This is a genomic window from Alkalihalobacillus sp. R86527 (assembly GCF_042466185.1).
Taxonomy (GTDB): domain Bacteria; phylum Bacillota; class Bacilli; order Bacillales; family Guptibacillaceae; genus Guptibacillus.
This window is the reverse complement of the sequence record NZ_JAXHBW010000001.1, coordinates 343,309-367,031: the sequence shown is the minus strand read 5'-3', so window position 1 is coordinate 367,031 and position 23,723 is coordinate 343,309. Positions and strand designations below refer to the sequence as shown.

General features: G+C 42.0%; 21 protein-coding genes. 6 read left to right on the top strand and 15 right to left on the bottom strand.

Annotation, left to right across the window (positions count from 1 at the left end; genetic code table 11):
- Positions 1-349: 349 nt before the first annotated feature.
- The 4 genes from SJY16_RS01975 to SJY16_RS01960 form a co-directional block, all read right to left on the bottom strand.
- Complete coding sequence (locus tag SJY16_RS01975; protein ID WP_377887393.1) at positions 350-1,492, bottom strand: acyl-CoA dehydrogenase; 1,143 nt, start codon at positions 1,490-1,492, stop codon at positions 350-352.
- 20 nt (positions 1,493-1,512) lie between these two features.
- Positions 1,513-2,367 (bottom strand): 3-hydroxybutyryl-CoA dehydrogenase, encoded by an 855-nt coding sequence (locus SJY16_RS01970; RefSeq protein WP_377887392.1) that lies wholly within the window; start codon positions 2,365-2,367, stop codon positions 1,513-1,515.
- A gap of 19 nt (positions 2,368-2,386) precedes the next feature.
- Positions 2,387-3,565, bottom strand: a complete 1,179-nt coding sequence (locus SJY16_RS01965; RefSeq protein WP_377887391.1) for an acetyl-CoA C-acetyltransferase — start codon at positions 3,563-3,565, stop codon at positions 2,387-2,389.
- 154 nt (positions 3,566-3,719) lie between these two features.
- The gene (locus SJY16_RS01960; protein WP_377887390.1) at positions 3,720-5,828 is read right to left on the bottom strand and encodes a (Fe-S)-binding protein; all 2,109 of its coding nucleotides are present in this window, start codon (positions 5,826-5,828) and stop codon (positions 3,720-3,722) included.
- 249 nt (positions 5,829-6,077) lie between these two features.
- Here SJY16_RS01960 and cls point away from each other — a divergent pair, with 249 nt between their 5' ends.
- Entirely contained in the window at positions 6,078-7,259 is a 1,182-nt protein-coding gene (cls, locus tag SJY16_RS01955; RefSeq protein WP_377887388.1) for a cardiolipin synthase, read from the top strand.
- 78 nt (positions 7,260-7,337) lie between these two features.
- Positions 7,338-8,294, top strand: a complete 957-nt coding sequence (gene uvsE / locus SJY16_RS01950) for a UV DNA damage repair endonuclease UvsE (protein WP_377887387.1) — start codon at positions 7,338-7,340, stop codon at positions 8,292-8,294.
- 29 nt (positions 8,295-8,323) lie between these two features.
- Here the strand turns inward: uvsE and SJY16_RS01945 are convergent, their stop codons facing one another.
- The 6 genes from SJY16_RS01945 to bacA all read right to left on the bottom strand — a co-directional run bounded on the left by SJY16_RS01945 (position 8,324) and on the right by bacA (position 13,511).
- A complete protein-coding gene (locus tag SJY16_RS01945) occupies positions 8,324-8,494 on the bottom strand; it encodes a XapX domain-containing protein (RefSeq protein ID WP_377887386.1) in 171 nt (56 codons plus the stop codon).
- Positions 8,495-8,619: 125 nt separating this feature from the next.
- Positions 8,620-10,281, bottom strand: coding sequence for an arginine--tRNA ligase (argS, locus tag SJY16_RS01940; RefSeq protein ID WP_377887385.1), 1,662 nt, complete (start codon positions 10,279-10,281; stop codon positions 8,620-8,622).
- The gene (locus SJY16_RS01935) at positions 10,278-10,706 is read right to left on the bottom strand and encodes a YwiB family protein (RefSeq protein WP_377887384.1); all 429 of its coding nucleotides are present in this window, start codon (positions 10,704-10,706) and stop codon (positions 10,278-10,280) included. The genes argS and SJY16_RS01935 overlap by 4 nt, the downstream gene beginning before the upstream one ends.
- Before the next feature lie 87 nt (positions 10,707-10,793).
- Positions 10,794-11,672 carry an agmatinase gene (gene speB / locus SJY16_RS01930; protein ID WP_377887383.1) on the bottom strand — a complete coding sequence of 293 codons (879 nt, stop codon included), beginning with the start codon at positions 11,670-11,672 and terminating at the stop codon, positions 10,794-10,796.
- A gap of 11 nt (positions 11,673-11,683) precedes the next feature.
- Complete coding sequence (speE, locus tag SJY16_RS01925) at positions 11,684-12,511, bottom strand: polyamine aminopropyltransferase (RefSeq protein WP_377887382.1); 828 nt, start codon at positions 12,509-12,511, stop codon at positions 11,684-11,686.
- 217 nt (positions 12,512-12,728) lie between these two features.
- A complete protein-coding gene (bacA, locus tag SJY16_RS01920; protein WP_377887381.1) occupies positions 12,729-13,511 on the bottom strand; it encodes an undecaprenyl-diphosphate phosphatase in 783 nt (260 codons plus the stop codon).
- Positions 13,512-13,655: 144 nt separating this feature from the next.
- Here bacA and SJY16_RS01915 point away from each other — a divergent pair, with 144 nt between their 5' ends.
- The gene (locus SJY16_RS01915) at positions 13,656-15,716 is read left to right on the top strand and encodes a transglycosylase domain-containing protein (protein ID WP_377887380.1); all 2,061 of its coding nucleotides are present in this window, start codon (positions 13,656-13,658) and stop codon (positions 15,714-15,716) included.
- Between the two features lie 473 nt (positions 15,717-16,189).
- Here the strand turns inward: SJY16_RS01915 and SJY16_RS01910 are convergent, their stop codons facing one another.
- Positions 16,190-16,444, bottom strand: coding sequence for a DUF2164 domain-containing protein (locus SJY16_RS01910; RefSeq protein ID WP_377887379.1), 255 nt, complete (start codon positions 16,442-16,444; stop codon positions 16,190-16,192).
- 176 nt (positions 16,445-16,620) lie between these two features.
- On the bottom strand, positions 16,621-17,148 hold the full coding sequence (locus SJY16_RS01905; protein WP_377887378.1) for a YwhD family protein: 528 nt from the start codon (positions 17,146-17,148) through the stop codon (positions 16,621-16,623).
- A 187-nt stretch (positions 17,149-17,335) separates the two neighbouring features.
- Here SJY16_RS01905 and SJY16_RS01900 point away from each other — a divergent pair, with 187 nt between their 5' ends.
- Together SJY16_RS01900 and SJY16_RS01895 are read left to right on the top strand one after the other, a co-directional pair.
- Entirely contained in the window at positions 17,336-18,652 is a 1,317-nt protein-coding gene (locus SJY16_RS01900; protein WP_377887377.1) for an NCS2 family permease, read from the top strand.
- 124 nt (positions 18,653-18,776) lie between these two features.
- Positions 18,777-19,988: an EAL and HDOD domain-containing protein gene (locus SJY16_RS01895; RefSeq protein ID WP_377887376.1), complete on the top strand. Its 1,212-nt coding sequence runs from the start codon at positions 18,777-18,779 to the stop codon at positions 19,986-19,988.
- A gap of 44 nt (positions 19,989-20,032) precedes the next feature.
- Here the strand turns inward: SJY16_RS01895 and SJY16_RS01890 are convergent, their stop codons facing one another.
- Positions 20,033-21,064, bottom strand: a complete 1,032-nt coding sequence (locus tag SJY16_RS01890; RefSeq protein WP_377887375.1) for an oxidoreductase — start codon at positions 21,062-21,064, stop codon at positions 20,033-20,035.
- A 179-nt stretch (positions 21,065-21,243) separates the two neighbouring features.
- On the opposite strand from SJY16_RS01890, the gene SJY16_RS01885 reads away from it, so the two are divergent.
- Positions 21,244-21,678 carry a hypothetical protein gene (locus SJY16_RS01885; protein ID WP_377887374.1) on the top strand — a complete coding sequence of 145 codons (435 nt, stop codon included), beginning with the start codon at positions 21,244-21,246 and terminating at the stop codon, positions 21,676-21,678.
- Positions 21,679-21,731: 53 nt separating this feature from the next.
- On the opposite strand, the gene SJY16_RS01880 is transcribed toward SJY16_RS01885, so the two are convergent.
- Complete coding sequence (locus SJY16_RS01880) at positions 21,732-22,235, bottom strand: YwgA family protein (RefSeq protein ID WP_377887373.1); 504 nt, start codon at positions 22,233-22,235, stop codon at positions 21,732-21,734.
- 117 nt (positions 22,236-22,352) lie between these two features.
- Positions 22,353-23,636 carry an HD domain-containing protein gene (locus SJY16_RS01875; protein ID WP_377887372.1) on the bottom strand — a complete coding sequence of 428 codons (1,284 nt, stop codon included), beginning with the start codon at positions 23,634-23,636 and terminating at the stop codon, positions 22,353-22,355.
- Between the last annotated feature and the right edge of the window lie 87 nt (positions 23,637-23,723).

The window sequence follows — 23,723 nt, the reverse complement described above, 5'->3', positions numbered from 1 at the left end:
CGAGCGCCCAGCCCCTCGGGTCGTTTCACCTTTTCGATTGAACACACAAATCGTGTTCATTCGAAAAGGTTCCAACGCCTGTCGGGGCTAAACGGGCGCTTCCGCTTTTCTTGGCTAGCTGCGGGTTGCAGAAACTTCAATATTTCACTCTTTCATAGGAACACAAAGAACGTGTTCCCATTCAAGAGTTCCAATATTGCCGTTTCTGAACGCTCCCCTCCGCTTTTCCTGGCTAGCTGCGGCTCCTTGGCTCTCGAGTCGCTTCACCTTTTCAATTGAACACAAAGAGCGTGTTCATTTGAAAAGGTTCCAGCGCTTGTCGAGCCAGACCAGTCGCCTCCGCTTTTCTTTACTTCATCATACCCCTACTAATCACGATCTTCTGTATTTCACTCGTGCCTTCGTAGATTTCGCAGACTTTTGCGTCTCTGAAGAGGCGCTCTACTGGGTAGTCTTTTGTGTATCCGTAGCCTCCATAGACTTGGACGGCTTCGATGGATGCTTTTACGGCTGTTTTTGAGGCGAAAAGTTTGGCCATTGAGACTTGTTGCATGCATGGGATGCCCTGGTTTTTGAGATCTGCTGCGCGATAAGTTAATAGTTTTGCTGCTTCTACTTCTGTTGCCATATCCGCGAGCTTGAAGCCAAGTCCTTGGTTTTGCCCGATCGGCTTGCCGAATTGTTGTCTTTCTTTTGCATAAGAAACAGCGTAATTCAACGCAGCTTCTGCAATGCCAAGAGATTGTGCAGCGATTCCGATTCGTCCACTCTCAAGGTTTGCCATCGCGATCTTAAAGCCTTGCCCTTCTTCACCGAGTCGATTTTCCACAGGAACACGTGCGTTATCGAAAATGATTTCGACTGTATTTGAGCCATTCAATCCCATTTTCTTTTCTTTCTTCCCAATGCTGAATCCTGGCGTATCTTTTTCGACGATAAACGCTGTAACTCCCTTACTTCCTTTTTCATCTTGATTCGTACGTGCGAACACCACGTATGTGTCAGCTTCTCCACCATTTGTGATGAATACTTTAGATCCATTTAGCTTATAGTGATCGTCCTCGCGTACAGCACGCGTTTTCATGCTGCTTGCATCAGACCCAGATCCAGCTTCAGTCAGCGCAAACGCTCCTAAGTACTCCCCTGTTGCAAGCTTTGGAATATAACGTTGTTTCTGTTCTTCTGTTCCAAAATTCAGGATGGGCAGTGTGCCAACAGATGTATGCACAGATAAGATGACGCCGATTGTTGCACTAACTTTTGAAAGTTCGTGGATCGCTATGATATAAGACGTGTAGTCCATTTCCGCTCCACCATATGCTTCAGGGATTGGGATGCCCATTAGACCAAGTTCACCCATACGCTTAATGATGTCACGTGGGAATTCATCAGTTTCTTCCATCTTCTCTACAAATGGTGCAATTTCTTTTTCGGCAAAATCTCTTACCATCTTCTGCATCATCTTTTGTTCTTCAGTAAAAACAAGCTCCATCTCTGTTCCTCCTCATGATGTTAATCCTGATACTGGTAGAATCCTCTTCCAGTCTTACGTCCTAACCAGCCGGCCTTCACATACTTGCGGAGAAGCGGGCATGGGCGGTATTTATCGTCCCCAAAACCTTCCTGAAGCGTTTCCATAATATAAAGACAAGTATCAAGTCCAATAAAATCAGCAAGAGTGAGCGGACCCATCGGATGATTCATACCAAGCTTCATCACTTGATCAATATCTTCCGGAGATGAAACCCCTTCGTAAACGGTATAGATTGCTTCATTGATCATTGGCATCAAGATGCGGTTCGATACGAATCCTGGAAAATCATTCACTTCTACTGGAGATTTCTTCAAGTCATTCGCAAGTGTCTCAACAGCATTGAACGTTTCCTCTGTCGTCGCAAGACCTTTAATGATCTCCACTAACTTCATGATTGGTACAGGATTCATAAAGTGCATCCCGATGACTTTTCCTGGCCGTTTTGTTACTGCAGCAATTTCTGTGATCGGAAGGGATGATGTATTCGTTGCGAGAATCGTATGGTCTTGAGCAATCTCATCAAGACGAGAGAAAAGATTACATTTTACTTCCATGTTTTCCACAGCTGCTTCGATTACGATATCCACTTCTTTTGCGTCATTAAGATCAGCTGTTCCTTGGAGAAGATCCATCGCTGCGATGAGGTCTTTTTGAGAAATTCGTTCTTTTTCAACCTGCTTAGAAAGGTTGCCTTCGATTCTTGTTAATCCTTTATCAATAAATTCTTGCTTAAGATCGTTTAAGTACACCTTGTATCCTGACATCGCACAAACCTGTGCAATCCCAGACCCCATTTGTCCTGCACCGATTACCATTACTGATTTAATTTCCATGTTCATTCCTCCCTCTAAATTATACCTGCACCATGATCGCGTCGCCTTGACCGCCGCCACTGCATATCGCTGCAATGCCTATGCCACCGCCACGTCTTTTCAACTCATGAATAAGCGTGATTAAAATCCGAGAACCACTTGCGCCGATCGGATGACCTAGAGCAACGGCACCGCCATGAACATTAACCTTTTCTTCATCTAACGAAGCAATCTTTCCGCTTGCAAGTGCAACAGCTGCAAATGCTTCGTTAATTTCAAACAAATCGATTTCCTCAAGCGTCTTTCCTGTCTTCTTAAGAAGCTCATTGATCACGAGTCCTGGCGTTTGAGGGAAGTCTTTCGCTTCCACCGCGATCGCTGTATGAGCAAGGATCGTTGCCATCGGCGCTTTTCCTTCTTTTTCTGCACGTTCTTCAGACATCAATACAAGTGCACCTGCTCCATCGTTGACGCCAGGCGCATTCCCTGCAGTGATCGTTCCGTCAGCACCAAATACAGGCTTTAAATTACCAAGACTCTCAACAGTCGTTCCTTTTCTAGGTGCTTCATCGTGCTCGACCAAAAGCGGATCGCCTTTACGCTGAGGAACTTCCACAGGAACGATTTCTTCTGCAAAAATCCCCTCTTCCATTGCCTTTACTGCGCGCTCCTGGCTTCTGAAAGCCCATTTGTCTTGCGCTTCTCTTGATACTTCATATTCCTCTGCCGTTGTATTTCCGTACACGCCCATATGGCACCCATCAAATGAGCACGTAAGGCCATCATGTACCATGAGGTCGACGATCTTTTTATCTCCCATCCTCATTCCCCAGCGGGCATCCTTCATAATGTAAGGAGCATTACTCATCGATTCCATGCCACCTGCGACGATTACTTCTTCATCACCTGCACGAATGATTTGGTCAGCCATCGTGACACTACGAAGTCCAGATGCACATACTTTGTTGATCGTTTCCGTTTTCACTTCCCATGGAACTCCTGCATGTCTTGCTGCCTGACGTGATGGGATCTGACCCTGTCCGCCTTGCAAAACTGAACCCATGATGACTTCACCAACTTGATTGGCTTCGATACCCGCTCGTTTCAATGATTCCTTGATCGCAATACCACCTAGCTGAGAAGCTTCTAGAGACTTAAGCGCCCCTCCAAACTTTCCAAATGGTGTTCTAACACCGCTCACAATAACTGTTTTGCCCATTACAATAACCTCCTCAAAATAGTTGAAAACGCTCTCATAAATGCAAGTTTATTAGTGACTGAACGCTCGTTCACCCTGAATTCTCATATTAAAAACACAAAGGAAGGAGCTCATGCCGGAGTTCCCTCCCGCATAAGCTTCCTTTTGTGCATTGTTATTGAACGATTGCTTCTTTCTGAACAATTGAACGTTCTAAGATTTCTACGATATCGAGTGTTGCGACATCTTCTTCCACTTCTTTTGCCTTAGTACCGTCACTCATCATCGTTAAGCAATAAGGACAAGCACTTCCGATAACAGAAGGCTTCACACTTAATGCCTGCTCTGTTCTAGTAACGTTAATACGTGAACCTGTGTCTTCTTCCGTCCACATCAGACCGCCACCAGCACCACAGCACATTCCATTTTCACGATTGCGATCCATCTCGATCACTTCTACACCAGGGATACTGCGTAAGATTTCACGTGGCGGATCGTATACTTCGTTGTACCTTCCGAGGTAACAGGAATCGTGGTACGTAATCCGTTCGTTAACCTCGTTAACAGGCTTAAGTTTACCTTCTTTAATCCAGTCATATAACAATTCTGTATGGTGATAAACCTCTGCTTCGAGCCCAAACTCTGGGTACTCATTTTTTAGAGAGTTATAAGCATGAGGATCGATCGTAACGATTTTTGAAATATTATGTTTCTGGAACGTCTCGATATTTTTCTGTGCAAGATCCTGGAATAAAAACTCATTACCGACACGACGAGGCGTATCTCCAGAGTTCTTCTCTTTGTTTCCGAGGATTGCAAAGGAAATGCCCGCTTCATTCATGATTTTGGCAAATGAAGCTGCGATTTTCTGGCTTCGGTTATCGTAAGAGCCCATTGAACCTACCCAGAAAAGATACTCAAACTCTTCACCAGCTTTTTCTTTCTCTTTTACGGTAGGAACTACAATGTCATCACGCATGTCGCGCCAGTTTTCACGCTCTTTACGACTAATTCCCCACGGGTTGCCTTGGCGCTCGATGTTTGTGATTGCACGCTGAACGTCGCTGTCCATCTTTCCTTCCATTAGAACGAGGTGACGACGCATATCGATGATCTTGTCTACGTGTTCGTTTTCGACTGGGCACTGATCTTCACAGTTACGGCAAGTCGTACAAGCCCAGATCTCTTCTTCAGTGATAACGCTACCAATCAATTCATCACTTACAAGCCCTTCAGCCGTTGCTGCTGTTTCCTGTTGTTCCCTCGCTTGATACGCGAGCTGATTCCCCGGTGTATCTGAGAAAGCATACGCTGGCATCCAAGGCGTTCTGGATGTTACCGCTGCCCCTTTTTCAGTTAAATGATTACGAAGCTTAACAATTAGCTCCATAGGAGAGAGAATTTTACCTGTTGCTGTCGCGGGGCACATGTTTGTACAACGGCCACACTCTACGCAAGCATATAGGTCGACGAGCTGTTTTTGATTGAAATCTTCGATTGTATTAACCCCATATGTTTCTTTGCTTTCATCTTCAAAATCAATCGATGCAAGCTGTCCAACCTTATGAGTACGACCAAGGAATACGTTTACTGGTCCAGCAATTAAGTGCGCATGCTTTGACTGTGGTACGTACACAAGGAACGTTAATAATACGAGAAGATGAATCCACCAGAAGAAAAAGAATAGTCCGATGGCAGCAGTCTCGTTGATCCAAGAGAATATAAATGCAATTGCAGAAGCAATAGGAGCACTCCAGGAATAATCGATATTATGCCAAATCATTTCCATTCCGTTCCCAAAAAGAACAGAAACCATTAGTAAACCAATAAAGAGTAATACAAGACCTGCTTTAAATCCTTTTTTCAAGCGAGCGATCGCTTCGATATAACGTCTGTAAAATGCCCAGATGACTGCTACAAGGATCATTACGGTCACAAACTCTTGGAAGAATGTAAACGCTGGATACAGTGGTCCAAGCGGTAGATGTGATCCAGGTGAAAGACCTTTGATGACCATATCGATCGCGCCGAACTGAACAAGTAGGAAGCCATAGAACATCATGACATGGATGGTTCCACTCTTCTTATCCTTTAACAATTTCTTTTGCCCAAATACTTTTACAACGATCGCTTCAATTCGTTCTTTCATGGAGCGATCAAATTCTGCTTTCTTACCTAGCTTAATAAATTCATAACGCGTTTTAACAACGTACCCGAATAAAAAGAATGCGTAAGCGGTTACAACAATGAAAGCAATCCAGTTGATGATCAATAAAACATCCATGTTGGCAAAATCTCCTTTCATGTCATTCTTTCTTGTAAGAACGCTTTACCTGGTATGTTGAACAAGAGTTATGTTCCCCGAATGTTCGAACAACTTTATGAAAACGCTTTAAGTCAGAATGAAAGTAATTTTCTGAATAAATTATAACATATATTTCACTGAATGAGCATTCAGTCAGGGAACTTTTTTAGTTTTTATTATTTTGGGCAAACTATTTCTATGGATTTCACTTGAATCGAGGTGTGTCGAATGGTCTTTGTGTTACTTGTTATCGCACTAGTGATATGGATGGGGATAGACCTCATGTTGGGAGCCAAAAAAAGAAGAAAAAACCCTTCCTCCCTGAAATCAGTTTCTGCTGACATGGAGTTCATTGCAGATGGTGATGATTTTTTGAGAATGTTATTAAAAGACCTAGATGCAGCTGTAGATCATATCCATATGATGTTCTTTATTTTTCGAGATGACACAACTGGAAACGAATTCATTGATAAGCTTTGTGAAAAAGCTTCCTATGGCATACATGTTAGGTTGCTAACCGATTATATGGGGAGCCGACATATAAAAAAAAGCACGATCAAGAAAATGAAAAAAAGTGGTGTTCACTTCTCGTTTTCTAGAAAAGCGACCTTCCCTCTCTTCTTTACATCTATTAACGAACGAAACCATCGCAAGATTACTGTAATCGATGGAAAAATCGGTTATATGGGGGGATTCAATATTGGAAAAGAGTATGTGGGTAAAGATCCGAAGTTTGGCTACTGGCGTGATTATCACTTACGTATAAAAGGAGAGGCTGTACACGAACTACAAAAGCAGTTTCTATCAGACTGGTCGCGAGAGAACGCCGGCACTGAACTAGATGAAGCCTTTTTCCCGTCTTTACCCAAAGGTAATGCACTCGTGAGCCTACACATCACAAATGGAAACAGCGTCGAAGAGATGTTCATTTCTCTTATTGATGACGCAACTTCTTTGATCTATATCGGAACACCTTACTATATTCCAGGAGATAAATTACAAGAAAGTCTTTTGAATGCTTCAAGTAGGGGCGTGAATGTGAAACTCATCCTACCGATACGAGCTGACCACCCCTTTGTACAAGAAGCATCATTTCCCTATCTAGTTGAGCTCATTGAAGCTGGATGTGAGATTCACCAATATATGAACGGCTTTTTTCATGCGAAGGTATTGTTAGTCGATGATCAAGTTTGTGACATCGGAACAGCTAACTTCGATAAGAGAAGTTTGACTATCAACGGCGAGATCAACTGCATCTTTCGTGATCAAGAGATGATTACAAAGGTAAAGAATACGATTGAGCGAGATATTGTCCAATCAGACCCGCTCCACCTGAAAAGGTTAAAAGATCGAACGTTGAAAAACCGTCTAATCGGCCCGATCGCTAGAGCCTTATCACCCTTTCTATAGAGTGATGCTCCATGAACGGTTTCGTTCAACCATAGCAGGGAAAGTATGTAGTAACACAATTGAAAGGATGCTCAGTCCATGAAACTGCGGTTTGGCTATGTCTCACATGCACTTGCACTCTATGAAGCAACTCCCGCTCGAACGATGACGTTTGCTCGCTATAGCAAACTACCAAAAAATGAACGTCAGGAAAAACTTCTCTCCGTAACGGATACTAACTTGACGAACACATTACGAGCACTCCATTATAATATTGCTCATGAAATAAAGCTTTATCGAATGTCATCATCAATCGTTCCTCTCGCTACTCACCCTGAGGTCAAGTGGGATTATCAAACACCATTCCGGGAAAAATTCAAGGAAATCGGCGACCTTGTTAAGAAACATGACCTTAGAGTGAGCTTTCACCCAAATCAGTTCACGCTCTTTACAAGCCCAAGGCAGCAAGTAACTGAAAATGCTGTGATCGACCTTGATTATCATACCTCCATGCTTGAAATGATGGGGCTCGATAACAGCGCGATTACAAATATTCATATTGGGGGCGCTTATGGGGACAAAGAAACAACTCTAGAGCGGTTCTACCGAAATTTCGATACAGTTCCTGAGCGAATCAAGTCACGAATCACGCTAGAAAACGACGATAAAACTTACAATGCAGAAGAAACCTTGACTGTTTGCGAGGAAACGGGCGTGCCGTTTATTTTTGATTATCATCATCATATGGCGAATCAGGGCAATGGACTCCCAGAACATTTTTTTGAACGCGTTAAGAAAACGTGGCAGAACCGGGAAGTTTCGGTGAAGTATCACTTATCCTCCCCGCGATCAGAAAATGCTTACCGTAGCCATGCAGATTACGTTGACCCCAAATTTGCATTGCCTTTTCTTGAGATGCTTAACGAGCATGGTGAAGATGCTGATATCATGATCGAAGCAAAGAAAAAAGACCTTGCTGCCCTTAAGTTGGTAGAAGATCTTTCATCGATCAGAGGGGTGAAGCGCCTCGATGGCAGCACCCTTCTATGGAAGTAGCGTTAACTACTGTATTTTTTTCCTGAAAACTAGCTGAAGAATGTCCCAAGCATCCAGTCATATGCTTTAAAGCCCATATAGATACCGATTATGCCGGCAACGCCTGCAAAAGCTGGGGGTGCTGGAATAGGTAGTTTTAAAATAGCAAAAACCAACCCAACTATAAAACCGGTTAGAATGGCGAGTAGTATTGTCTTCATACGATCCCTCCTTTTAAAAGTATTTCCGTACTTGCATTGGATTATGAAGGCTACTGCCCTCTCCTATATTCGGCCTCAGAAAATTTCAGAAACCGTCAGGGTACCTGACGGTTTCTGAATGTGTTCTACATTTTTTCTGGCGCTGTTACACCAATGATTTCAAGTGTGTTTTGGATCGTTTGTTGAACTGCCTGCATTAATTTAAAGCGTGCTGCACTTAGTTCAAGGTTATCTGGATCTAGTACACGCTCAGCATTGTAAAAGCTATGAAGTGCTGCAGCAAGTTCAAACGCATAGTTTGTGATGCGATGTGTCATACGCTTTTCAGCTGCTTCGGCAATTGCTTCAGGAAGCTCTCCAAGCTTCTTCAGAAGATCGATTTCCTTCTCAGAAGTAATGAGCGATAGGTCGGCATCTTCGCTTAATCCCATCTCTTTCCCTTGGCGCAGCATGCTGCACACTCTCGCATGCGCGTACTGTACATAATAAACAGGGTTTTCATTCGATCTTGAAACAGCAAGGTCCATATCAAAGTCTAGATGAGAGTCAGAGCTTCTCATTGAGAAGAAATAACGCATCGCGTCGATCCCTACTTCGTCCATTAGTTCACGAAGGGTAACGGCTTTACCCGTACGTTTACTCATCTTCATTTTCTCGCCGTCTTTAAACAGATTAACCATCTGAATAATTTCTACTTCAAGCTGTTCTCTCTTATATCCTAGTGCTTCGATCGCCGCTTTCATTCTAGGAATATAGCCATGATGATCGGCACCCCAAATGTTAATCAACTTATCGAATCCACGATCAAGTTTATCTTGGTGATACGAAATATCTGGCGTTAGGTAAGTGTATGAACCATCACCCTTGATCAAGACACGGTTTTTGTCATCTCCGTATTCAGTTGAACGGAACCACGTCGCGCCATCTTCGTCAAATGTTTCACCGCGTTCATGGAGCTTTGCAAGTACCTTGTCTATCTTACCAGAGTTGTAAAGTGATGTTTCAGAGAACCAAACATCGAATTCAACACCAAATTCTGCAAGGTCTTTCTTCAATTTCTCAAGCTCTCGCTCAAGACCATAATCACGGAAATATTGGTAACGTTCTTTTTCATCAAGCTCAAGGAGACGGTTTCCATCTTTCTCAGCTAAATCTTTACCGAACTGAACAATATCTTGTCCTTGATATCCGTCTTCAGGCATGTCTTTTTCCATACCAAGTGCCTGCATGTAGCGTGCTTCAAGAGAGACCGTCAGATTATGAATCTGATTTCCTGCATCATTGATGTAATACTCTCTTGATACCTCATACCCAGCACGTTCAAGAATATTACACAGTGTATCTCCATAAGCTGCACCACGTGCATGTCCTAGATGAAGGCTGCCTGTAGGGTTCGCAGAAACAAACTCTACTTGAATCTTTTCATTTTTGTCGACAGATTTCCCATAATCACTGCCTTTTTCGAGGATCATTGGAATAAGCTCGTTCAAATAGCTTGTTTCCATAAAGAAGTTAATAAAGCCAGGGCCAGCAATATCAATTTGCTTGATGGATGCTTTGTCCATATCAAGGTTTGCTTTAATATCTTCTGCAATAGCTCTTGGTGCTTTCTTTGCAATACGAGCGAGTTGCATCGCCATGTTAGTCGCATAGTCACCATGCGCCTTATCTTTAGGCGATTCAAGGATTACCTCAGGAATTTCACTCTCATTTGCGAGTCCGGCTTGAATGACGGCAACTTTTATCTGTTCTTTTAACTGTTCTTTCTTTTGCTCAACACTGTTCATTGACTTGCTCCTTTCCAGCTTAACGACAGCTCATGTCGTTGTGTTTCATCTTCTTCTAAATAAAGAATATAGCGAAGGGTCAAACGCCCTTTGTTTTGTTCTCGATCAACCAGCTGTTCGATTCGTTCTGTACGTATTTGCATCGGCATGGAACCGAATGGCGTTTTATACAGACTCTCGGATAGCTGACCAGGTGCAAAGCTCTGACGCATCGAAAGCGCTCCTCTACGGATTACCGTCACCTGCTGGTTATCTATTTTCACAGTTGTGGAAACCTGTCCAATTTCAAGGTCTTCTTCATATCGTAAGTATAGGGAGTCCCCTTTTTCGATTAGATTACCTTGAACAGAATGGTTAGAAGATTCTTTTTCTTTACCAGATTGAATCCTAGATTCAATCGTCAAATTGATCGGATGATCACTCATCGCATTCACGTCCTTACACATCATTAACTTTCTTATTATATGAGAAAAAGAGACTGTATTCAAATTGAATACAGCCTCTGTCCAATTTTATTCCTTGTGAGTCCAGCCTAGCAGCATTTCACGAATAAATTTACTAGCTGCAATCGGAGTCTTTTCTGATGGGTCATAAACCGGTGCAACCTCAACGAGATCAGCTCCTACAACGCGCACCCCAGCGTTTGAGATCAACGAGATTGCCTCTAGTAATTCTTTTGAAGAAATTCCCCCAGCTTCAGCTGTACCTGTACCAGGTGCATAAGCTGGATCCAACACATCGATATCGATCGTCACATAGACGTTACGCCCTTTTAGCGTTGGAAGAATCTTCTTCAAAGGTTCGACCACTTCGAACTTCGACATGTGCATACCGGAGTCCTTAGCAAACTGAAACTCTTCTCGCATACCGGAACGAATTCCAAATGAGTACACATTCTCCGCACCGATCAAACCACATATCTTCCTAACAGGAGTCGAATGAGATAGCACCTCTCCTTCGTATTCCTCTCGAAGGTCCGCATGAGCATCGATATGAATAACAGCAAGATCATTGTACTTCTTGTTGAAAGCTTTCATGATCGGCCATGTCACAAGGTGCTCCCCACCCATCCCTAAAGGAAATTTGCCTTGTTCAAGCAAAGAGTCGATATATTCTTCGATCAGATCGATACTTCGCTCAGGATTTCCAAAAGGTAGAGGAATATCACCTGCGTCAAAATAACGAATTTCTTCAAGATGCTTGTCCATGTAGGGACTATATTCTTCAAGCCCTAGTGATGCTTCCCTTATGCGAGCAGGGCCAAATCTTGATCCAGGTCGAAAGCTTACTGTCCAGTCCATCGGCATGCCATAAATCACAACATCACTATTTTCAAATGAAGGATTACTTAAAATAAATACATTTCCAGAATAAGCTTCATCAAATTTCATCGTTGCTCTCCTTATTTCAAAAGATCCTGTACAAATTTAGGAAGTGCAAAACAAGCACTGTGTAGTTCTTTTGTATAGTATTTGGTATCGATCTCATGGAAGCGACTTTCTTCAACTTCAAGAGGATCTACCTTTTTCGATCCGATCGTGAATGTCCAAAGGCCGCTCGGATACGTAGGGATATTCGCCGTATACACACGTGTGATTGGGAAGATTTCCTTCACATCGCTCTGAACTTGGGAAATAAGATCTGCCTTGAACCATGGGTTGTCCGTTTGTGCGACAAAAATACCGTCGTCTTTTAGTGCTTTTGAAATTCCTTCATAAAAGCCTTTTTCAAAAAGCCTCGCAGCCGGTCCAACAGGTTCAGTGGAATCAACCATAATCACATCGTAGTCATTCTCACTTTCTGCGATGTGCATAAACCCATCATCCACTAGAACTTCCACGCGCTCATTTTCTAGTTCGCCAGCAATTTCAGGTAAGTATTTCTTTGAGTACTCGATTACTTTTCCATCGATTTCGACTAATACTGCTTTTTCTACAGAAGGGTGCTTCAATACTTCACGAATCACTCCACCGTCTCCGCCACCAACGACTAGTACATGTTTCGGATTCGGGTGCGTGAAAAGGGGTACGTGAGCCACCATCTCATGGTAAACAAACTCATCTTTTTGAGTTGTCATAACCATGCCATCTAACACGAGCATATTTCCAAACTCTTCTGTTTCAATTACGTCTAGACGCTGGAAATCTGTTTGTTCCGTGTGAAGCGTTTGTTTAATTTTCGCCGTAATGCCAAAGCGCTCTGTTTGTTTCTCTGTATACCATAATTCCATCTCTACCACTCCTCAAATTCTATCTCTTTATCTAAGCAGTTCCCGATTCAACCATCTCAAAACAGACTTAGTATAACGCAAACGAATCTATATGAACCGAAAAATCATCCTATTTTCATTCGTGTATGCCAATCGTTCTCTATCCTATCATTAATCATTAAGCACAAGAAAAGTATAGTTCACTTCTATAAAAAAGCAAGAGAATTTTTCACTTCAATTAGAATAGTATCATCCACACGAAGAAGGCAAGAATGAACCTGTAGATTGCGAACGGAATCAGACGGACGCGTTCGATAAATCGGATAAATGTTACAATAGCAATAAGCGCAACAAGAAATGCAACAATGAATCCAACAGCAAAAATAGGAATGTCTGCAATAGCCAAGTATTTATAGCTTTTCAGAAGATCAAACCCACTGGCAGCGACCATAATAGGTACTGCTAATATAAAGGAGAATTCAGCAGCCGTCTTATGCGTTGTACCAAGCAATACTCCACCAGAAATCGTTGCTCCGGATCGTGAAAACCCGGGCCACAAAGCGAGACATTGAAAGACTCCAATAGAAAAAGCCTGTTTCAGCGTGAGATCGTCCAGATTCGAGGTTACAGAAGCCGTTCTCTTCACGTCTGCTAAAATCATAAATATACCACCTAATACAAGTCCAAAGACAACAGTATATGGCGAAAATAGATACGTTTTAATGACATTATGAAGAAAGAACCCCGCTACGATAGCAGGTATCATCCCTAGTATAATGTGCATAAGAGAAAGTCCGCCCTCGGTTTGCTTAAGGGAAAATAAATCGATAAACCTTTTTCTATACATTACTACTACCGCAAGAATCGCCCCAAGCTGAATCACGATTTCGAACGTCTTAGCTCGCTCATCTACAAAGTCCAACCAAAAACCTGTAAGAATCAAGTGACCCGTAGATGAAACAGGTAAGAATTCCGTTAATCCTTCAACCACCCCAAGAATAATAGCAATAAGTAGTTCCATTGCACTCTCTCCCTCTGTACAAAATGACACTCATTATTTGTATCCTATTCAAAAAGTGGACAATTATTTTTATAGATTGCTGTGTTTAAGAGTTTCATGATTGTCACATACTAGATTTAAACAAGAAATGTGGGGGTGAACCACATGAAACCGATGAGTGAACGCTTTGATTATTGGAAGCGCTGGGGGAAACTATTTTTACGATTGATGGTTATAGGTACACTTTTTGTCGGCCTTTCAGTAGGATCGATCTATTTGCTTGCCGTTTTCGTTGGTGCCCCACCTCTTCAGGTGCCACAAACAACGATTTATTACGATGTTGATGACAACGTAATAGGAGAAAGTAACCAAAGTGGACAAAACCGTTATTGGGTACAGCTTGAGGATATTTCTCCGTCTGTGGTCGACGCGACGATAGCCATTGAAGATCGAAGCTTCTACGATCATTTCGGTTTTGATTTCAAGCGAATCGCAGGGGCTGTTCTCGCCGATCTAAAAGCGATGGCAAAAGTTCAAGGAGCGAGTACCATCACGCAGCAATATGCAAGAAATCTATTCCTAGAACACGACAAAACGTGGAAGCGCAAAGTGCTCGAAGCCTTTTACGCCTATCGACTTGAGGTTCATTATTCAAAGGAAGATATTCTAGAAGGCTATCTCAACACAATCTATTATGGCCATGGCGCATATGGCATCGAAGCTGCTGCCAGGTCCTATTTCGGTAAAGCAGCTGATGAACTTTCTGTTTCTGAATCGGCCATGCTTGCTGGGATTCCAAAAGGTCCCAGCTACTACTCTCCTTATGCAGATTCAAATCGATCGAAAGAACGACAGCGCACCGTTTTGAATGCCATGGTGACAACGAATAAATTAACAAAGGCTGAAGCAGTCGATGCTGAAAATGAAGCGATGGCATTGCAAACTTTCAACGAGGAACAAATCGATCCAGAAACAGCTCCTTATTTTACAGCTGAAGTAAAAAAAGAATTAAGAAATAAGCTGTCCTTAGATGAAAGAATTATTGAGGAAGGTGGCCTTCATGTCTACACAACGTTAGATTCAGACATGCAGGAAAAGGCTGAAGACTTAGTCTCAAATTCAATAGAAGAAAAAAGCGACATCCAAGCAGCACTCGTTGCAATGGATCCTAAAAACGGTGCGATCAAGGCGATGGTTGGGGGACGAGATTACAAGGAAAGTAAATTCAATCGTGCGACGATGGCGAAACGAACTCCAGGATCAACGTTTAAACCTTTACTCTACTATGCGGCGATGAACAACGGCTTCACACCGTCTACTCTCGTCAGGAGTGAGCCTACGAACTTTTATTATGATGGCGATAAGAAGACTTATTCACCTCATAACTATGGAGACGCATACGCGAATGATGAAATTACCATCGCACAAGCGCTCGCACTATCGGATAATATTGTTGCGGTTAAAACACACATGTTTTTAGAGGAAAAGACGCTCGTTGATACAGCAAAGAAATTTGGGATTACGAGTAAACTATCAGCAATCCCTTCTCTTGCACTTGGAACGAAGCCAGTTGGAGTTTTGGAAATGACTGAAGCTTACAGCATGCTTGCAAACGGCGGATACAGTGTTGAACCTCACTACATCGAAAAAGTAACAGATCGTGACGGCAACGTGATTTATGAAAATAAATCCAACAAAGAATTAATATTGAAGCCAGAAGCTGCATTTGTCACAACAAGCATGATGACAGGGGTTTTTGATGAATCTTTAAATGATTATACAAAGGTGACGGGTTCTGGAGTCGATCATTTACTAACAAGACCCGCTGCTGCAAAAACTGGATCCACTTCCACTGACAGTTGGATGGTCGGTTTCACGCCACAACTCGCTACATCAGTCTGGATCGGTTACGATGAAGGAAAAAATTTAAACCATCGAAATGATGGGTTCTATGCCAAGAAAATCTGGGCGCATTTTGTAGAGGATGCACTTGAAGGGGAGAAAGTAAAAGAATTCAAAGCTCCTGAAGGTGTGGTTGGGATCGAAATCGATCCTCAAACAGGAAAAATCGCCGATGAAAATTGTCCGAATAAGAGATTAACGTATTATATAGAAGGAAGCGAACCTCACGAAGTTTGTGATGTTCATGTCGATGCCGCACAACAGCAAGACATTCAAGAGGATAAGAAAGGTTTCTTGGACCGTTTCTTTAACTGGATAAGATAACGAAGCAAATATGTAACGATGTCATCAAGCTGTCGAGAAAATCTCGGCAGCTTTTCTGTTTACCTTTAGCAATAAGTAAGAGGGATTTCCGCTCCAGGATGCTCGCTTTCCGGGGGGCGGGCATCCTTCCGCTCCAATCTACGTTATTGTGAGATAAATTAAATCATTTTTCATCAAATCAAGAATCTTTAATAATTAACTTGATAAAAATGGAAAGAAAGATTTTTCTTATTTAATTGGATTCAATAGAACTGGTCGTTATGCTTAGCTTCATCGCCATCTAGTAGGAGTGAATACCGCTTGACTCCCGCGGAAGAACGAGCGACCGAGACCCCACAGCGACGTTTTTTCGCGCGGAGGCTCGGGCGTTCGTCCGCAGGAAAGCAAGCGGTATTCAAACTCCTACGGCCTCGGGAGCACAGGTTAAGGTTGCTCTACAAACTGAGGACGCCTTAAATGGCGTCCTCTTCATATCATCTCTTCACTTCTGGGTCAGGCTTGATCAATGAATCCAAATCTTGTTCGATGCTGATCCACTTTTGTTCTGTCATTCCAATAGCATCCTTCACTCCTGCGTTGTAAAAGGATGGGCCCATTTCAGACATGATGAAATGAAGAAAGTTTTCTGCAGCAAGCTCACCGATTTCTTCGTCACGTTCATTATAGAAGTACGTTTGAATGCGCTCGATAAGCTCCTGTTTTTTCTCACGGGGAAACTGCTTCCACATGTCGACCACTCCTAACTAATGTTTAGGATAAGTATACCATTTCGAAACAAAACAGCCCGGAGACGTATCCCCGAGCCGTTTCGCGTCCTAGCTATATGTGCTGTGTAAAATAATTTTAATCCTACTTCAATGAAAGCTCAAGAGATTTCAAAATTTGTTCAAAAAAAGGTCATAAATTAGTTCTCAAGCGCTTCCTTTAATTCATCACTGGAGCGATCGTAAACATTCTTATCGAAGTCGATCAAGTAGTTTCGAAGCATCTCTCTAGACTTATCATCCATGTGGTCGACAACTACTCGGCCCTTCATAGACTTATCCATGTTGTTAACATGCTCAGGCATACTCTTCCAAGCCCGTTTCGCCTCAGCATTTAAGAAGAATTCACAAGCTCCTACCCCATAATAAAGAGGACCCTCTTCTGTTCGTTGAAGGGTTACCCAAACGATCCATGCCGTATGACCATCAGGAACTTCTTCTTTTGTTTTGACTAGCTTCTTACGCTTTTCAAGTGCACTTCTTGCATGCAGGGCACCGATATCTACATATACTTCGTCTGTCGTTGGGTCGATAATCACCGGTGATACGTTATCAAGATTAATGGTTCCAACACCATATCCTCCATGGCCATCTGTGGAATCACCACTCAAAATATTAAAGCCTGTTGAAGGCTTTTTCTTAGGCTTCTTTTCTTCCTCTTTTGCCAAGTTGAACGACCTCCTTTATTCATTATTCTCCGCTACTATTTTATCATACACACAATAGTGTATTCATCCAGTAGCCCCTATGCTGATATTAAAGAGAAAATTACTAATTTACCCTTGCTAAAAATCGCTTTTACGAATAATATAGAGATTGTGTTTAAAAATCGTTCGTATTTACAGGAGGTATTGTATGTTAAACTCCTTTTTCCATCTAAAAGAAAATGGAACAAGCGTTAAAACTGAATTTCTAGCCGGTATCACCACGTTCTTAACGATGGTATATATCGTTATTGTAAATCCTATTATTCTTTCCTCAACTGGCGTACCATTCGATACAGTTTTTATGGCAACCATCATCTCAGCAGTTGTTGGTACGCTTTGGATGGGGCTGTTTGCTAATTATCCGATTGCGATCGCTCCTGGTATGGGCTTGAATGCCTACTTTGCTTTCTCTGTTGTAGGCAGCCAACCAGGCGTTTCCTATCAGGTAGCATTCGGAGCTGTATTCATTGCTGGACTTCTTTTCATCATTCTTTCACTAACGCCGTTCCGTGAAAAGTTGATCGAGGCTATTCCTACAAATTTAAAACTTGGTATCACAGCAGGTATCGGTTTATTCATAGCGTTCATCGGACTCCGTATGACAGGAATCATCGTTGCTGATAAGGAAAACCTTGTCACACTCGGTAACCTTCATTCTCCAGAAGTTTTACTAGCTCTTGGAGGTCTAATCATCACGCTCATTTTGATGGCACGAAATATACATGGCGCTTTATTCTTTGGCATGATCGCCACAGCGATTATCGCTATATTAACAGGGCAGCTTGAATTCAAAGAAGGGATCGTCGGTTCACCTTCTTCTCCTGATCTTTTTGTATTCGGCAGTCCCCTTCAAGCATTTAAAGACATGATCGAATATGGTTTATATGCAGTGGTCTTCTCCTTCTTACTCGTTACACTATTTGATACTACCGGTACGATGGTAGGTGTAGCAGAGCAGGCTGGGTTGATGAAAGGAAAGAAAATGCCACGAGCTCGTCAGGCATTACTTGCAGATTCAATTGGGACGACAGTCGGAGCTATTTTCGGTACAAGTCCAACAAGTGCGTATATCGAATCATCTTCTGGTGTCGCATCTGGTGGCCGTACTGGTTTAACATCCGTTGTAGTCGCAGTACTATTCATCGCCGCAGCTTTCTTCGGTCCACTAGTTGGTGCAGTATCAGGACTTTCAGCGATTACAGCTCCAACGCTAATCATCGTCGGAAGCTTAATGATCAGCGCTGTTGGTAAAATCGAATGGCATGAATTCGATGAAGCGTTCCCGGCATTCCTAATCATCTTAACGATGCCACTCACATCAAGCATCGCAACTGGAATTGCACTAGGTTTCATCACATATCCCGTTCTAAAATTAGTAAAAGGAAAAGGGCGCGAGGTTCATCCGCTGCTATACTTATTCGCAGTGCTCTTCTTCTATCAACTAGCATTTCTACCACATGCTTAATCAAAAGACCTGCTTCTACTTGAGTAGGTCTTTTCTTTGAATTAAATAACGTTTCCAATTACCTATAAATTCCACTATAATAATTTTAAGACTAACGTAATTAATTTCCTACTGGAGGTATACAGTGGACGTATTTATCGGGCGTCAGCCGATTTTAACAGTCGACAAGCAGCTGTTTGGTTACGAATTATTGCATAGAACCGGAAACCTCAATTCTTTTGACGGATTAGACGGTAACCAAGCTACGGCAGAAGTCATTTCTAATTCCTATTTAGCGTTTGGACTAGATAAATTGTCTGACCACAAAAAATGTTTTATTAATTTCACGAAAGATTTGATTCTTGACGAAACGCCTAAGCTATTTTCACCTGATTCTATTATCATCGAGTTACTAGAAGATATTGAAATAACCGCGGAAGTCATAAAGAAATGTGAAACCTTTAAAGAGGAAGGCTACAACATTGCAATCGATGACTTCACCGATTTTGGAAATTACGAAAAGATTTTACACGTGATCGATATCATCAAAGTTGATTTCCTTGGCACATCGAAAGAAAAACGAATCGAAATCATGGATCGATACCGTCACCGTCCAATACAGTTTCTAGCTGAAAAGGTAGAAACGTTAGAAGAGTTTGAGGAGGCCAAATCCCTTGGATTCGAACTGTTTCAAGGTTATTTTTTCTGTAAGCCATCAATCCTTTCTACAAAAGACCTTAAACCAATGCCGCAACTATATATTCAAATGTTGAACGAAATCAATAAGCCGGTGCCTGATATTGATGCTGTAGCTACGCTGGCTGAAAAAGACGTTGCCCTTTCTTATAAGTTATTACGTTTGATCAACTCACTCGGCCTCCAAGTTAAAGTAAGCAATGTTAGACAGGCGATCGTATTTTTAGGACTAGCTGAGGTGAAAAAGTGGATTCTAATTCTCATGTTCACGAAGGATTCTGATCAGTCCTCCGGGATTCTCCACCTCTCTCTTTCACGTGCAAAATTAGCAGAGCTACTAGCAAAGAAAGTAAATGTGAATCCGCATCAAGCTTCTCTAGTAGGTATGTTTTCTTTACTCGATACGATTTTGCAGCGACCTATGGAAGAAGTTCTTGATGAGCTACCAATAGACGATACGATTAAACAAACCTTAACGAACGTTCGACAAACAGACTATCATCACTTGCTGAATATGATTAAAGCTGTGGAACGGAACGATTGGCAAGAGCTATCCTCCCACCTCAATACGTTCACAATCACTAGTGAAGCTCTTCAAAACAGCTATATCGAGGCTCTTAAATGGGCTGATTCTATTATTCAAGTAACGGGTAAAGAATAACAATCGCAAAGAACGAGGTAGCTCAATTAGCCACCTCGTTCTTTTTACATCCATTCAACTGTGCGGTTGTTAGCACTACTTTCCAATGCTAGTTCGATACATTTGATTACGTTCAGCGCTTGCTGAGCCGTTACTGGTGCAGCGTCACCTTCTTTGATCGATCTGACGATTCTTTCATAATATTCCTGATAGGCTCCTGGAATAGTGGGGATTCTGCTCTCTTCACTTCCTGAAGTAAGAATTCCATAATCACGATCGGCATCTTCCCCCCATCCAGGTCCACCTGGTATTCGACCGTTCTTCAAAGCATCCTCTTGAGGATCGATCCCCCACTTCACGAACGAACCTTCCATCCCGTGAACTTGATAGCGTGGCCCAGGCTTCTGCACAAGTGATCCTCCATGCAAAATGACCCTTTTGTTTCCGTACTTCAAAATAAGGTGGAAATAATCATCAGTCTTTGCACCTTCACGCTGTGCAATCACGTCTGCCATTACACTGTCTGGCTCTCCAAAAAGAGACAAGGCTTGATCGATCAAGTGTGAGCCCAGATCAAATAGTATACCCGAGCCCTTCTTATCTTGTTCTCTCCATCGCTCTCGTACTTCAGCACGATAGCGATCATAATGCGCTTCATATGTGCACACATCACCTAGAATGTTCTCTTCTACCAGTTCCTTGATCGTGAGAAAATCATTATCAAAACGCCTGTTATGATAAACACTCAAGATACACCCATTCTCTTCTGCCACATTGATAAGCGTTTCACACTCAGAAACATCTACCGCAAAAGGTTTTTCAAGAACAACATGCTTTCCTGCCTCCAGCGCTTTTTTAGCCATAGGGAAATGAAATTCATTTGGAGTTGTAATGACAACTAGCGCTATTTCTTCATTATTCAACACTTCTTCGATAGTTGAGTGAACGTCTACGTCAGGAAGAGCGCACTTTACCTTCTCTGGGTTCGATGAAACCACCGTCGTAATATGTAAACCTTTCACTGCTTTCATCACAGGCGCGTGGAACGTTGCTCCAGAAAATCCGAACCCAACGATAGCGGTATTGATTCTATCCATTTTGAACACTCCTTTTCTCCTATATGAGTCTTTCGAACCTTTTTTATCAATCGACAAAATTTCTTACTAGCCTCGACATTTTTCTGCAAAATCTTATGTACCTGAACGATTATACTAATCTTCAATAGGGTATTGATTGTAATATGTTCGAAATAATTGTAATAAAAAGGTGGAGATTAATGATGAAGGAACGCTTGTATTCGCCAGCATCGATCGGTGCTGGAATAGGTATTGTATCCACTCTCATTTACATAGTGCTATTAGCAGTTGGTAATTTTCAGCATAACCTCGTCTTGGGGACATTAACCTTGTTCCTTGCTCTTATTACTTATTCTATACTAGCGATTGGTTGGATGCCTTCTCTATTAGAAAGCAGGGAAAGTGTGGGGCTAGCAGCTGGAATTACCTTTCATGTACTAGCATCCTTTTCGATTGTTTTCCTACTAGCAGATTCAATACCCGGTGTACTGCAACTGATTCTTCCATATCTAAGCACTTTGGTCTTTTCTCTACTTATGATAGGACTCTTGATTGTAAACGGATATATTCTCACAAAAATTAATTTCAGCAAGCTCCAAACGACCCTATCGAAAAAAATCCCTCTAAAAGGTTAGACGAAAAAGGTGCCGAATCTACTTCGCGCACCTTTTTCTATTGAACTAGTATTCTATTGAAGCAAGCTGTTAAGACCATTGATGAAGGCGTATGCCTCTTCGATCTCATCACTCGAATAATTTTGCTTTCGTTTAATCGTCTGAATCTTCTCAATCACTTCATCTTTCGTAAGCTTATCAAAAAACAATACAGTGGAAACAAGCTCAAGAAAACGTGAGCTTTCTTCATTCATTTTAAAGATACACTCATTTAAAGATGGAAAATCGAGATTGTAATGTCCTAGAAATTCAGTTCCTTGATCCGTTACGGAGTACTTATATTGGTAGTAGTTCCCTTTGCTTTCCTTCACTTCTGCGACAAGGCCAAGGTTGCAAAGCTCTTCAACTCGAAGCGTCAGTTCCTCAGAATACGGACCATAAAAATGAAATTGGTACTTCTCGTTAAATGGAAACTGTAACTTCTTACAAATGTATATGATTTTCTGAAGTTTTTTCCGTCCGGTAACTTCTCCCGCTTCTTTTAATACAGTGATGACTTTCGCATGATCTTCTAGCAACCTGTACCCCTCCCCATTTTTCTTTTTACAGGTTGTCCAAAAAGCTTTCTATATCTAATATCATTTGACCTGCATAGGAAGCGCACGCCATCATGTGCAGGTTTCTTTTTGAACAGATTAATCTAATTGAAGCAATGACCTAATACGACGAGTGGCTTTTGAGTTCCCCTGCAGAATAATATCTGCGGGATAATAGAGCTTGTGATCTGTTCGCTTCTTGCCTGAGATGGCTTCGACAACTTCAGATTCACGAGAAAGTTCTCGTAGATCTCCACCTGGTTTAAGAAGATGAATAGGAAGTCTTTCTTCCTCTTCTCCAGGGCGATAGAAATCATATGGAAGATCCGAGGAAGAATCTACTTCCAAATAGTAATCCGGATCGATCCCAGCTTCCTTAAACGAATCGTATAGTTCTCTCCAATCATTCATTTTTTCCATTGGATTGAATTCTACATACTTAAACAAACGTCGGTTCATAAAACGTTCGCAAAGATCGCGAAGGATCGGGTCATCCTCTTCTTGCCAAATCTGAAAATAGAACATCACAACAGATTCATCAAGCTTTAAAAAGTCTTCAAGGCTGATATTTTCATTAAAAAGAGAATGAAAATGTTTCGGTTCATGCTTAAAGGAATACCCTTCGAGATAAAGCTTCTTTGCTCGATGCAAAATCTTGCTTAAAATGACTTCCGCACTTCTCGTTACAGGGTGGAAATAGATTTGCCAATACATCTGGTAACGACTCATAATATAGTCTTCTACAGCATGCATACCGCTTTGCTTTATGACAATTTGGTCATCACCTGGTCTCATAACCCGCAGAATACGTTCAATATCAAACTGCCCATAGCTCACGCCTGTGAAATAAGCATCACGCAATAAATAATCCATTCGATCTGCGTCGATTTGGCTAGATATGAGAGAAACTACAAGTTTGTTGTCATGCGTTTTGGCAATGACATCAGCAACTTCTTCAGGAAAACGATCGCTTACTTTACGAAGGATTTGATTAATTTCTGTATCACCCAAAATGACCATGCGCGTAAAATCCTCATGATCGAATCCAAATACTTTCTCGAACGAATGGGAAAACGGACCATGTCCAACATCGTGCAGAAGCGCAGCACACATGCTTAATAATCTATTTTCTTCGTTCCAACTGTCATATTGAGAGAAGATTTCATTAATCCTTCTAACGATCTCATAAACACCGAGTGAGTGACTGAAGCGACTATGTTCAGCACCGTGAAACGTTAAATATGTCGTTCCTAACTGTCTAACCCGGCGAAGACGTTGAAACTCCTTCGTTCCAATTAGCTCCCAGATTAAACGGTAGCGAACATGGATATAGCGATGAACTGGATCTTTAAAAACTTTTTCTTCGTTTAATCGTTCGAGCATTTCAGCATTGGACTCCTTCCGTCAATTTCATCCCCCTATTATAGCTCAGATTATGCCAAAAAGAAACCTTCCACACCCCGTCAGAAG